Source organism: Janthinobacterium sp. GW460-12-1-14-LB5, assembly GCF_059423585.1.
The window spans coordinates 186,026-199,333 of sequence record NZ_JBWKYD010000010.1 but is presented as its reverse complement, the minus strand read 5'-3'; the positions used below and the strand labels follow the sequence as shown (position 1 = coordinate 199,333).

Here is a 13,308-nt window from a genome sequence, read left to right as displayed (position 1 = left end):
TGAAGTTTAGATAGAAATCCAGGCCGCAATCACCCATACAAATGCAGCAACACCTGCACCGCAACGATCTTGACGATGGTCATGCTGGGAAAAATCATCGCGTAGCCGAGGTTCGGGCGGTCCGACCTGGCCAGGCGGTTGGCGAACACCAGCACGGCCGGGTTGCCCGTGGCGCCGGCCGCGATGCCGAGCAACTCGGGGAACGGCAGGCGCAGGAAGATCTTGCCCAGAATCACCACCAATGCCACCACCACCAGCACCGTCACGGCACCCAGCGCCAGCATGGGCAAGCCGTCGGCGCCCACCTGCTGCACGAAAGGCAAACCGGAGGCCATGCCGACGGAAGCGAGGAAAATCGTCAAGCCGTAGTTGCGCATCACCAGGTTGGCCGACAGCGGCAAACGCCAGCTGATCTTGCCGACCCTGCCCAGGCGGCCCAGGATCAGCGCCATCACCAGGGGGCCGCCCGCCAGGCCCAGGCTGAACGAACCTATCCACGGCAAGGGGATAGGCACCAGGCCCAGCAGCACGCCCAGCACCATGCCCATGCCCAGCGAAACATAGCTGAACTCGGCCGTGGCCGTGATGGAATTGCCGAACAGCTTGCGCACGTCGGCCGCATGTTTCGCTGGCGCAATCGCCATCACCCGGTCGCCGAATTCCAGCGTCAGGAACGGGTGCGGCAAGATCATGGCGTCGCCACGCCGGATGAAGGCGATCTGCAGGGGGAAGTCTTTTGCCAGGTTCAACTCGCCCAGCGGCACGCCGACGATTTCCGCGTCCGACACGAACACTTCCGTGCCGTCGAACGCGCTGCGGTCCTTCATCAGCCGGCCCGGGTCCAGGTGGCCCAGCGCCGTGCGCGCCGCTTCCACGCCCGCCACCGTGCCCGACACCATCAGCGCGTCGCCCACGCCAAGTACCAGCGATGGGTCGGGCAAGCGGTTCTGGTGGCCCTGGCGCACGCCGATCACTTGCACGCCCGCCAGCGGGCCATCGGCCAGTTCGGACAGGGCCGCGCCCGCCAGTTTCGCTTCGTCGATGGTAATTTCCGACACGACGATGGGCGCCGGTGGCGGCGTCAGCACGGGTTTTAATATGCGCCCGGCCAGGTACAGGCCCAGCATGGGGCCGACGACGCCGAACGGATACGCCACCGCATAGCCGACGGCCGCGTCGCCATTGCCGTGCGACGCTTCCAGCGCCGCCTGCAGGGCGGCCGTGCTGGTCATGGCGCCGGCAAACACGCCGCTGGCCATGCGCAGCGAGATATCGATCCACTGCCCGCCCCAGACGGACACGGCCAGGCCGCCCATGACGGCGGCAAAGGCGATCAGGTTATGTTTCTGCCCCGCGCCGCGCAAGCCGGCGAAAAACTGCACGCCGTACTGCACGCCGATGCCATACAGGAACAGTAGCAGGCCGATGGAGCCGACCATGGGCGGCGGCACGGAGCCGGGCGCAAAGGCGCCCAGCGCCAGCCCCGCAAACAGCACGCCGCCCACGCCCAGCGAAAAACCGAACACGCTGATGCGCCCCAGCGCATAACCGGCGCCGATGACGAGAAACAGGGCGAGGATGGGGGTGGACTCCAGCGTGTGGCGAAATAATTGAAGCATCAGAAACCTTGGTCTGGGGAAGGCCCAGTTTAGCATGCACAAAAGCAACACGATGGCGATGATGACAAGCAAGCGTGCGCAGGTTTGCGCCTTAAAAACGGGCAAAAAAAAGCCCGCTGCGGGAGCGGGCTGAATCTAATTCCTGTGAGGAAGTAGAGGAGACAGGTGCAATGATGCCGCATCGCAACATAGCTATCCAATTGTATGTTGTGATGACAGAAATAGCGTCTATCAATATCTCGTTCAGGCCGCTCCAAAAACGATCAGCGTTCGATCCGATCTTTGCGGGCGAGTGACCAGCACGCGGGCGCGTTCCACCGATACGCAAGTCTGCGGCACAAACCCCGTCGGCAATGTCCCTCCATCGCGCTTGAGCATTTCCGGCTCATTGAACACGTCATAGTCCGCGCGCTTGAAAAGCAACTGTTCGATGCCGGCGTCCCCTTCGGGCATCGGTTTGACAACGATGAGCGACCAAAGGCCTTCATCCCCCAGGAATTGCTTTTGCTTAAGGAAGGCGTTGACCCTGTCCGCAGGAGGCGCCGAACCGGGCAGCTCGCTCTGATACATGGTCAGCGGGCACAGCAGCGTGCCGGGCGGCCACCCCATATCAGGCAGCGCGGCGACCGTCTCCGGACGCAACTGGCCCAAGTGGCGATCAAGCGGATGCCGCTCCTCCGAGCATGCGCCGAGCGCCATCAGCGCCAGCATGCCGGCTGCGTAAAACAAAGGTGTCATCAACTTGTCTCCTTGTGCATGGTTTAGCAAGGGTATCTTAAGCGATGCAGCCGTGGCGGCCCGCGCGATAAGGTGCAACGGCAAAAAAAAGCCCGCTGCGGGAGCGGGCTGAATCTAATTCCTGTGAGGAAGTAGAGGAGACAGGTGCAATGATGCCGCATCGCAACATACAAATCCAATTGCATGTTGTGATGATAGAAATAGCTATTCTCTATATCTGCCCTCTCCCCTGCCGTCCTCAGGCAACGTTATCGCCACGCAAGGTTTTCGCTGCCGCCACCATATTCGCCAGCGCGGGAATGACTTCCTTCCAGCCGCGCGTCTTCAGGCCGCAGTCGGGGTTGACCCACAGGCGCTGCGCGGGAATGCGTTCGGCCGCCTTGCGCATCAGGCTCACCATCTGTTCCTGGCTTGGAATGTTGGGCGAGTGAATGTCGTAGACGCCGGGGCCGATTGCGTTCGGGTAATTAAAATCATCGAAGGCGTCGAGCAATTCCATGTCGGAACGCGACGTTTCAATGGTGATGACGTCCGCATCCATGCCGGCGATCTGCGCGATGATGTCGTTGAATTCCGAATAGCACATGTGCGTGTGGATCTGCGTTTCATCGGCCACGCCATTGGCCGTGATGCGGAACGATTCCACGGCCCAGCGCAGGTACTCGGCCCATTGCGACTTGCGCAGTGGCAAGCCTTCGCGCAAGGCCGCCTCGTCGATCTGGATCACGCGGATACCGGCCCGCTCCAGGTCCTGCACTTCGGCGCGCATGGCCAGCGCCAGCTGGTAGCACGACACGCTGCGGGGCTGGTCGTCGCGCACGAAAGACCAGTTCAGGATGGTGACGGGGCCCGTCAGCATGCCTTTCATCGGCTTGTCCGTCAGCGACTGGGCATAGGTGCTCCACTCGACCGTCATGGCGCGCGGGCGGCTGATGTCGCCGAACAAGATGGGCGGTTTGACGCAGCGCGAACCGTACGATTGCACCCAGCCGAACTGGCTGAAGGCGTAGCCGTCCAGCTGTTCGCCGAAGTATTCCACCATGTCGTTGCGTTCCGCTTCGCCGTGCACGAACACGTCCAGGCCCAGGGTTTCCTGTTCCTGCACACAATGGGCGATTTCCGCCTGCATCAGCTGCTTGTAGGCGGCTGCATCGAGCTGGCCGCTGCGGAACTGGCTGCGCGCCTGGCGGATTTCCGCCGTCTGCGGGAAGGAGCCGATGGTCGTCGTCGGATACAGCGGCAGTTGCAGCAGCGCAGCTTGCTTGGCGGCACGCTCGGCATAGCCGCTGGCGCGCTGGCCCAGCCTCGCATCGATGCGCGCCACGGCCGCCTTCACTGCCGGATTGTGCACGCGGGTCGACTGCTGGCGCGCTTGCACGGCGGCATGATTGGCGTCCAGCGCCGCCTGCACGGCGGCGCGGCCCTTATTCAGGGCGCCGGCGATGGTGTGCACTTCATCGAGCTTCTGGCGGGCGAAGGCCAGCCAGGATTGAATGTCGGCGTCGAGCTTTTGTTCGCTGTTCAGGTCGACGGGCACGTGCAGCAGCGAGCACGACGGCGCGATCCACAGACGCGATTGCAGGCTGGCGTGCACGGGTTCCAGCCATGCCAGCACTGCATTCAAATCCGTCTTCCAGATATTGCGGCCATTTACGACGCCCAGCGACAGCACGCTGCTGGCGGGCAATTGGGCGATGACTTCTTCCACTTCATCGCGGGCATTGATCGCGTCCAGGTGCAAGCCTTGCACGGGCAGCTTGCACGCCAGCGGCAAATTGTCTTGCAGCTTGCCGAAATACGTGGCCAGCAACAGTTTGACGTGCTTGACCTTGCTCAAGGCATCATAGGCCGTGACGAGGGCCTGCTGCCACGCGCCGTCGAGTTCCGTGACGAGGACCGGTTCATCGATCTGCACCCATTCCACGCCTTGCGCGGCCAGTTCCTGCAGCAATTGCACGTAGACGGGCAGCAAGCCTTGCAGCAGCGCCAGCTTGTCGGAGTCGTCCTTGGCCTTGCCCAGCCACAAGTAGGTGACGGGGCCGATCAGCACGGGCTTGGCTTTCACGTTCAGCTGGCGCGCTTGCGCCAGTTGCCGCAGCAGGCGGCTGCTGTCGAGCTTGAATTGCGTCTCGGCCGAAAATTCCGGCACGATGTAGTGGTAATTGGTGTCGAACCATTTCGTCATTTCGCCGGCGTGGACGCAGCTGCAATCGCTGTCGCTGGCGGAGCGGCCACGGGCCACGCGGAAATAGTTGTCGAGCGCGGCACCTGCCAGGCCGCGCACGCGCTGCGGCAGGTTGCCCAGCGTAAAACTCAGGTCCAGCACCTGGTCATAGAAGGAAAAGTCGCCCACGGGCGCGAAGTCCAGCGCGTGCTGGTCTTGCCAGTGACGCTGGCGCAACTCGGCGCCCTGGCCTTCCAGCGCGTCCAGGCTGCTTTGGCCCTTCCAGTAGTCTTCCAGGGCGAATTTCAGTTCGCGTTGGGCGCCGATGCGCGGGTAACCCAGATTGTGTGTCGTGACGGTCATGGTGATTGCCTCCCAGTGAAGTATGGAGTCATCATAGAGGCTTTCATCCATGAAAAATAATGGTAAAACTTCATATATCCATTATTAATACTCATGTGAATTCCAGAATCCATCCGGCCGTCTTGCGCGGCATCGAAAAAGTGTCAACGTATTCCAGGACGGCTCACGGGCAAAAAAAAGCCCGCTGCGGGAGCGGGCTGAATCTATTTCCTTGGAGGAAGATAGAGGAGACAGATGCATGATGCCGCATCGCAGCATAGTTATCCAATTGCATGTTGTGATGATAGAAATATAGTTTATCAATATCTCGTTTCCGGCAGGCTGCGGCGGCGAACGCGCAGCGGCGCTCCAGCCGCGGATCGGCACGGCCAGGCATCGATCGAATGCGCACTGTGCAGTGCGCACAAGACATTCGAGCGCGCCCGCTCGCCCGGGCGCACGCTGCCGGATTTTTTTACATTCCCTCCGGACTGGTCCGTTGAGCCAAATAAATACAGTGAAAAATCAAGCTCTTGCGGCGCCTGGCACATGATTTGCGTGGCTCGGCCTGAGGCAGCAGCCCGGCAGATCGCGGACTAGTCGCCATGTCGATGCCATGCAGCCCGTCCGGAGGATTTATGTCCTGCACTTCCCCACGCAACGCCAGCCTGTTTTCATGGACGCGGCAGATCCTGCGCACCTTCATCTTGCTGTGGTGGCTGGGCGCGGCATCGCTCGCCTGCGCGGACGAGCCGCCACTGCAGATCAAAGTGATGCCGCTGGGCGATTCGCTGACGGCCGGCTATCCCTTGAGGCCCGAGCGCAGCTACCGGCTGAAGCTGCTCAGCGACCTGCTCGCGGCCGGCAAGAAAATCGACTACGTGGGCGCCGGCCATGACCCCTCCGACCCGCCCAACTACCTTGCCCATCAAGGCACTGTGGGCGCCACGGTCGCCAATATCACGGGCACGGCAGCATGGAACACCTTCCATCCGGCCATCATCCTGCTGATGGCCGGCGCCAACGATTTCAGGCAAGTCGACGTCCGCTCCGGTCTCGGCGCCCTGGGCCTGGTCGCCTCGGCCGGCGAGCTTGACACGCTGATCGGGAAAATCAACAAGGACTATCAGGACCGCGGCGAGAAGGTGGAGATCTTTGTCTCGTCCATCCCGCCGATCGGCTATCCCCTCGACGGCACCGGGCCAAAGGTAACGCACACCCTGCTCGCTTACCTGAAATCACAAGGACTCTTGTTTGACATAGTCGGCGGCCAAAGCGGCGCGGTCGATCAGGCGAAGTTCACCAGCGCGGTGAACGCTTTCGTGGCTCGCAGGAAACTGAACCCTGACCCGGGCGGCATCTTCAAAGCGGCTGATGCGGACGGTGATGCCGCCCTGACGGCGAGCGAGTACGAGCTTGCGCTGCGCTTGCTGGGCGAATACATCCTGAACAAATATATTGGCGACTACAACAACAATGTCCGCACGCTGGCATTGCAGTACAACAATACGCACTTTGTGGACGCCGGCGCGCAGCTGACGCTGGCGGACTTCACGGACGGCACCCATCCGGCCACCCAGCACGGTTACGACAAGCTGGCGCCCGCCTGGTTCGTCGCCCTGCAGGCATTTTTCGCGAGCAATACGCATTACTGGATCAATGGCAGCGGTTTCTGGGAAGACGGCGACAACTGGTCCGCAACCCCGGACGGGACGGGCGGCATTGGCCAGCCGACGAGCGGTACGGTGTATCTGCTGCAGCATGACGATATCGACCGGACCGTGACGCGCGACAGCGCCGCCGCGCCGGCCCAGCTGCTCGACCTCAGGATCGATGCCAGCGGCACCGGCAACATGACGCTGCGCGCGCAGGCGGACCTGGAAGCCATGCTGACCGCCATCGGCATCGGCGGCAAGGGGCGGCTGGAACAGACCGGCGGGACCCTGATTACGCCGACCCTGCTGCTCGGTGCGGAAGCGGGCAGCGCCGGCACCTGGGTGCTCGACGGCGAGGACGCCACGCTCAGGTCCGAGGTGGCGGACCTCGGGTTTAAAGGCAGCGGCAGCTTTACGCAAGACAATGGCAGCAACGAGGTGCTGCGCCGCCTGACCCTGGGCTACGGCGCCAGCGGTGTCGGCAGCTACACCTTGAACCAGGGCATCCTGTCCAGCAACGAAGAATGGGTAGGCATGGATGGCACTGGCGTGTTCATCCAGAATGGCGGCAGCCACCAGATCGAAGCCAAGGGGCCGATCGTCAGCGGCTTCGAGGGCACGCTGTCGATCGGCGGCGGCCATAGCGCCTACACGCTGGCGCGCGGCGCCCTGAGCGCGCTCTTTATCTACAACAACGGCACCTTCGACTACACCGGCGGCACACTCCAAGCCCAGTTCGTCAACAACGGCGTGTTGCGGCTGCGGGGCATACGCCAGATCAAGGGCGACCTGTTCCTGCCGTTGAACGGCCAGATCCAGCTGCCGGACGCCTTTGCCAGCAGCAACCCGACGCGGCTCGAGGTCGCGGCCGGCGCGGAACTGGAGGGCGAGATCTACGTGACGCTGGCACCCGGCGTCACGCTCCGGCCGGGCGACAGCACCGACATCCTGCGCGCGGGCGGTGGCATCTCGCCCGTGCCGGGCGTGCTGCGCCTGCCCCTGCTTCCAGGCAAACTCATCTTGCGCGGAGAGTTAGCCGAGCAAAACCACGTGTTGCGCATTACGGTCGGCGAAGTCAACTGTGCCGACGTGGCGCTGGTCCGCCTCTGGCTGGGACAGCGCGGTCCCCGGGTGAACGGCGACGTCAACAACGATGGCGTGGTCGACGTGCGGGACCTGGCCTTGATCGCGCAGAAGCTGCCGGCAGGCGCCGCTTGCCCGCTTTGATCCACACCGAACCTGACCTGAAGAGGAGCACGACATGGCCACCCGACTGACATCGATTTGCCTCTGGGCCCTGGGCGCCTTGCTGGCCTGTAGCCTCCAGGCCCGTGCCACCCCGGTCATCGACATCGAGCCCGAGACCCTGTTCGTCGGGCACGACCAAAGCTTTGGCGTCAATATCGTGATTCATGACGCCGCCGACCTGTTCGCCTTTCAGTTCGATCTGTCGTTCGATCCCAGGCTGCTCTCGGCCACCAGCGTCGCCGAAGGCGGCCTGCTGTCCATCGGCGGCCCCACCATCTTCTTTCCCGGCATGATAGACAATGTGGCGGGACGCATCTCGTTCACGCTGGGCACGCTGACCGGCAGCCTGCCCGGCGTGAATGGCACCGGTGCCCTGGCGGGCATCGAGTTCCGGTCGCGCAACGCCAGCGGCATTGCGACGCTCAAGCTGTCGGACATCATCCTGCTCGATTCGAACCTGGCAGACATCGCCTTCGTTGCGCCATTGCCCGCGCCGATCGCGGTGGTCACGGAACCGGGCACGCTGGTGCTGCTGGCGCCCATGCTGCTGGGCATGGCCTGGGTGCTGCGGCGCCGCCACAATCCTTGAGCGACATGCGCCGTTTGCGCATCGCTGAACCTTAGGCCCGGCCGGGCAAAAAAAAGCCCGCTGCGGGAGCGGGCTGAATCTATTTTCTTGGAGGAAGATAGAGGAGACAGATGCATGATGCCGCGTTGCAGCATATAAAACCACTTTATATTCGTGATGTCAGAAATACGCGGCAGTGATATTAAGGGCAACGAAGAATTCCATGTGGCAACTTTTATGCGGCCGCTTCCGCTTTCCCGTCGCCGGAACGCAACATATTCTTGATGCCACGCAAGGCTTGCCGTACCCGCGCCTCGTTTTCGATCAGGGCGAAGCGCACGTATTCATCGCCGTATTCGCCGAAGCCGATGCCGGGCGATACGCTCACTTTCGCTTTTTGCAGCAGCAGCTTGGCAAATTCCAGCGAGCCCAGGTGGCGATAAGCCTCGGGGATATGCGCCCAGATATACATCGAGGCCTTCGGCTTTTCCACCATCCAGCCCGCTTCATGCAACCCTTTCACCAGCACGTCGCGGCGGCGCTGGTATTGCGCGCAGATTTCCGTCACGCAACTCTGGTCGCCTTCCAGCGCGGCAATGGCCGCCACTTGCACCGGGGTAAAACTGCCATAGTCGTGGTAGCTCTTGATGCGCGCCAGGGCCGCCACCAGTTCCGCATTGCCCACCATGAAGCCGATGCGCCAGCCCGCCATGTTGTAGCTTTTCGACATGGTGAAAAATTCCACGGCCACGTCGCGCGCGCCCGGCACCTGCATGATGGACGGCGCCTTCCAGCCATCGAAGGTGATGTCGGCATACGCCAGGTCATGCACCACGAGGATATTGTGCTGTTTCGCCAGTGCCACGACTCTTTCAAAGAATTCCAGTTCCACGCATTGCGCCGTGGGATTCGACGGGAAGCCCAGCACCATCATCTTCGGTTTCGGGTAGCTTTCGCGGATCGCCCGCTCCAGTTCGGCAAAGAAATCCACGCCCGGCCCCATGCGCACGGAGCGGATATCGGCGCCCGCGATCACGGCGCCCCAGATGTGGATCGGGTAGCTGGGATTGGGCACCAGCACCGTGTCGCCCCGGTCCAGCGTCGCCAGCATCAGGTGGGCCAGGCCCTCCTTCGAGCCGATGGTGACGATGGCTTCACTGTCCGGGTCGATGTCGACCTCGTAGCGCTTCTTGTACCAATGTGCAATCGCGCGGCGCAGGCGAGGAATACCCTTGGAGGCGGAATAGCCATGCGTGTCGGGGCGTTTCACCGTCTCGACCAGCTTGTCCACGATGTGGGCCGGCGTGGCGCCATCGGGATTGCCCATCGACATGTCGATGATGTCCTCGCCACGGCGGCGCGCGGCCATCTTGAGTTCGGCGGTGATGTTGAAAACGTAGGGGGGAAGACGATTGATGCGCGAAAAGCTGCGCGGAGCTTGGCTGTCGGTCATGGTTATCTCTATACGTAAGCGCCCGGATCCGTCCGAGCGACGTTGGCGCAGTGGCTGCGCCTGCAACGATACTAACCCGGCTTCGCAAGAACTGGCAAGGCCGATTCGGACAAGCTACAATACGCGCTGATCGAAAATGAGCGCACCGGTTGGTAACCCGGTAAGTGCCCGGCACCGTCCGGCATGCTCCCGCCCACGCGGACCCACGGCGCTGACCCTTGGCTGTTACACCAGCCGGGGAGGTGTTCTGGTTCGTGCATTTTCCCGCCGCGCCATCCCTCCCCTGCTTTGATTAGGAATAATAAACGGATGGCAACACACGACACCGCAGTAACTGGCATGACCCTGGACCGCGCCGGCATCGAGCAGCAGCTGGCCCTGCCTGTGCGCCACTTCATCGATTGCGCCTTCGACGGCGAAGACCTGTCGCGCCTCGATTTGCAGGGCTGCACCTTCGAGCGCTGCACCTTTGCCGACACCAACTTGTTCGCCAGCAAACTGGCGCGCAGCACCTGGCGCCGCTGCCGCGCCGGCAGCGCCGACTTCGAATCCGTCGATGCCGTCGATGCCAGCTTCGAAGGCTGCGACCTGAACAACACGAAATGGCGGCGCGCCAAGCTGGCCTCGGCCACCTACCGTGGCTGCAAGCTGACGGGCGCCTCGTTCGAGGAAGCGGCCCACCTGGGCTTGACGTTCGAAGACAGCCTGCTGGTAGGCGCCGACCTGCGCGGCTTCTCGTTCCGCAAGGCAATACTGAAACAGCTGGATTTTTCCGACGCCTACCTGGCCGGCTGCGACTTCCGCGAGGCCGTCTTCGAAGGGGGCAGCCTGCGCAACGCCACCATCAAGCTGGCGAAGTTCCAGGGCGCGGACTTGCGCGGCGCCGATATCGATGGTTTCAGGCTGAGCGAAGCATCCTTGCTGAAAGGCGCCGTCATCACGCATGCGCAGGCGGCCAACTTCATGCGCGCGCTGGACCTGGTGGTCATTTAAAAAACACAGGCAAAAAAAAGCCCGCTATGGAAGCGGGCTGAATCTATTTCCTTGGAGGAGATAGAGGAGACAAGTGCATCTTGCGGCATCGCGGCATATCACGCCACTTTATCTTCATGATGATAGAAATATCCATCAGTGATAATGAGGCCCCATCAGGGTTTCAAGCCGTGCGGCGCGTGGCCAGCGGTAAAAATTCGCCCAGCCACACCAGCAGGGCCAGGCCCGGAAACGCCATACCGGTCAGCAAAGTCGCTGGCCAGCCATAGCTCGCGTACACCCAGGCGCCGACGGCCGAGCCGGCCGCGCCGCCCGCGAAGAACAGCGCGAAATACAGGCCGTTCAGGCGGCCCCGCACTTCCGCGCCCAGGCTGAAGATGGCGCGCTGGCCCAGCACAAGATTCGCCGCCACGCCCATGTCGAGCACGATGGACGCCGCCACCAGCAAGCCCAGCGCCACGTGTTTCGACTCCGGCGCGAACATCGGCAAGGCAAACGCGGCGATGCCCAGCGCCAGCGCGGCGGCCGTGGCCGGCAAGGTGTGGCCCGCATCGGCCAAGCGGCCGGCGATGGGCGAAGCGACGGCGCCCGCCATGCCCACCAAGGCAAAGATGGCGATGCCCGTTTGCGACAGGCCGAACGCGGGGCTGGCCAGCACCAGCGGCGTGACGGTCCAGAACAGGCTGAAGGCGCCAAACAGGCCCGCGTGATAGGCGGCGCGGCGGCGCAGCACGGGCGTGCCCAGCAGCAAGTGCCACAGCGACGCCATCAGCGCAGAATATTTCATGCTGGACACGGGCTGACGCATGGGCAAGGCGCGGCGCAGCACCAGCGCCAGCAGCACCATCAGCACGGCGGCGCCGCCAAACACCACGTGCCAGCTGGCGTGCGCGGCCACCAGCGAGGCCACGGGGCGGGCCAGCATGATGCCCAGCAGCAAGCCGCTGACCACCTTGCCCACCGTTTGCCCCCGCGTCGCTTCCTGCGACAGGTGGGCGGCAAACGGCACGATCACTTGCGCCGCCACGGAACCGAGGCCGATGGCCAGTGCGGCGGCGAGGAAGACAATGGCGCCCGTGGAGAGGGCCGCAGCCACGAGGGCCGTGGCCGTCACCAGCAAGGCCGTGACGATCAGGCGGCGGTTTTCCAGCAAGTCGCCCAGCGGCACGACAAACAGCAGGCCCAGGGTATAGCCCACTTGCGTCAGCGTGACGATCAGCCCGGCCGCCTTGGCCGACAGGCCCGTCGAGGCGCTGATGGGCCCGACGAGGGTTTGCGCGTAGTACAGATTGGCGACGATCAGGCCGGAAGCGATGGCCAGCAGCAGCACCATGGCGGGCGCAATGTCGTGGGGAGTGGAAGATGAGGCCTTGTTCATGTTGTTTCCTCGGTTCGATAGGGATGTTGCCATTCTAGGCAAAACCGGGCCTAAGATAATCAGGGCATAATCCACTTATACTTTTCACATAAAATGAACAATGAGAATGAAAGCTATCCTATGGACAAGATCAAGGCCATGCAGACCTTCGTGCGCATCGTCGAAGCCAACAGTTTTTCCAAGGCGGCCGAAACCTTGAATTTGCCCCGTGCCGCGCTGACGGCCACCCTGCAAAAGCTGGAAGCCTACCTGGGCACGCAATTGCTGCAACGAACCACGCGCCGCTTGTCGCTAACGCCGGAAGGGGCAGATTACTTTCGCCATTGCATTGATATTTTGAAGGCCGTCGATACGGCGGAACTGGCGTTTCGCGGCCCCGACGCGACAAAGCCGCGCGGCTTGCTGCGCATCAATCTACCCAATACGGTGGGACGGCGCCTGATCATCCCCCATATCGCGCACTTCCACGCCGCCTGGCCGGACGTGCAATTGCAGCTGAGCCTGACGGACCGCCTGGTCGACCTGACGCAGGAAGGCATCGATTGCGCCTTGCGCGTGGGCACCTTGCAAGATTCCGCCTTCATCGGCAAGCAGATCGGCCTGATGCGCTTCGTCACGTGCGCCGCGCCCGCCTACCTGGCGCGGCACGGCACGCCGCACACCCTGGCCGACCTGGCCACGCACCAGGGCATCATGCATTACTCGGGCCGCACGGGCCGCGCCTTCGATTGGGATTTTCAACAAGGCAAGGAAGTGCTGCGCGTGCAGATGGCCGGCCCCATCGCCGTCAACGACGCGGACGCCAGCGTTGCTTGCGCGCTGCAGGGGCTGGGACTGGCACAGGCAGCCGTGTACCAGGTGCGCCAGCACCTCGACAGCGGCGCGCTGGTCGCCGTGCTGGCCGACCACCCGCCCACGCCCATGCCGATGTCGCTGCTGACGCCACAAGGCCGCCTGGCCACGCCCAAGCTGCAGGCGTTTGCCGGCTGGATCACGGCACTGCTGGCGGAAAATACGGATGTGCAAGGCGGGCATATGGAATCCGGGGCAAGGCGTCAATAAGCAGGAGACCCAATTCTTGAAGAATTCCAGTGTTACACGAGGTCCTTCTACCTTTGGATCGCAACCGTGCTGACTCGACAGAGTGGAT

At 62.9% G+C, this 13,308-nt stretch carries 9 protein-coding genes; 4 read left to right on the top strand and 5 right to left on the bottom strand.

From position 1 onward, the window contains the following. Positions 1–29 precede the first annotated feature (29 nt). The 3 genes from AC07X6_RS12765 to metE all read right to left on the bottom strand — a co-directional run bounded on the left by AC07X6_RS12765 (position 30) and on the right by metE (position 4,884). The gene (locus AC07X6_RS12765) at positions 30–1,619 is read right to left on the bottom strand and encodes an aspartate:alanine exchanger family transporter (protein WP_494791206.1); all 1,590 of its coding nucleotides are present in this window, start codon (positions 1,617–1,619) and stop codon (positions 30–32) included. 243 nt (positions 1,620–1,862) lie between these two features. After that, a complete protein-coding gene (locus AC07X6_RS12760; RefSeq protein ID WP_494787119.1) occupies positions 1,863–2,357 on the bottom strand; it encodes a hypothetical protein in 495 nt (164 codons plus the stop codon). Between the two features lie 238 nt (positions 2,358–2,595). Next, the gene (gene metE, locus AC07X6_RS12755; protein ID WP_494791205.1) at positions 2,596–4,884 is read right to left on the bottom strand and encodes a 5-methyltetrahydropteroyltriglutamate--homocysteine S-methyltransferase; all 2,289 of its coding nucleotides are present in this window, start codon (positions 4,882–4,884) and stop codon (positions 2,596–2,598) included. Between the two features lie 617 nt (positions 4,885–5,501). Between metE and AC07X6_RS12750 the strand changes: the two genes are divergently transcribed. Both AC07X6_RS12750 and AC07X6_RS12745 read left to right on the top strand, forming a co-directional pair. After that, the gene (locus tag AC07X6_RS12750; protein ID WP_494791204.1) at positions 5,502–7,745 is read left to right on the top strand and encodes an SGNH/GDSL hydrolase family protein; all 2,244 of its coding nucleotides are present in this window, start codon (positions 5,502–5,504) and stop codon (positions 7,743–7,745) included. Positions 7,746–7,779: 34 nt separating this feature from the next. Beyond that, positions 7,780–8,355 (top strand): cohesin domain-containing protein, encoded by a 576-nt coding sequence (locus tag AC07X6_RS12745; protein ID WP_494791203.1) that lies wholly within the window; start codon positions 7,780–7,782, stop codon positions 8,353–8,355. A gap of 214 nt (positions 8,356–8,569) precedes the next feature. Here the strand turns inward: AC07X6_RS12745 and alaC are convergent, their stop codons facing one another. After that, positions 8,570–9,787, bottom strand: coding sequence for an alanine transaminase (alaC, locus tag AC07X6_RS12740; protein ID WP_230539416.1), 1,218 nt, complete (start codon positions 9,785–9,787; stop codon positions 8,570–8,572). 309 nt (positions 9,788–10,096) lie between these two features. Between alaC and AC07X6_RS12735 the strand changes: the two genes are divergently transcribed. After that, positions 10,097–10,780 (top strand): pentapeptide repeat-containing protein, encoded by a 684-nt coding sequence (locus AC07X6_RS12735; RefSeq protein WP_494791202.1) that lies wholly within the window; start codon positions 10,097–10,099, stop codon positions 10,778–10,780. Positions 10,781–10,943: 163 nt separating this feature from the next. Here AC07X6_RS12735 and AC07X6_RS12730 read toward each other — a convergent pair whose 3' ends face one another. Continuing rightward, positions 10,944–12,158 (bottom strand): MFS transporter, encoded by a 1,215-nt coding sequence (locus AC07X6_RS12730; protein WP_494791201.1) that lies wholly within the window; start codon positions 12,156–12,158, stop codon positions 10,944–10,946. A 120-nt stretch (positions 12,159–12,278) separates the two neighbouring features. Here AC07X6_RS12730 and AC07X6_RS12725 point away from each other — a divergent pair, with 120 nt between their 5' ends. After that, a complete protein-coding gene (locus tag AC07X6_RS12725; RefSeq protein ID WP_494791200.1) occupies positions 12,279–13,220 on the top strand; it encodes a LysR family transcriptional regulator in 942 nt (313 codons plus the stop codon). Positions 13,221–13,308: the final 88 nt, after the last annotated feature.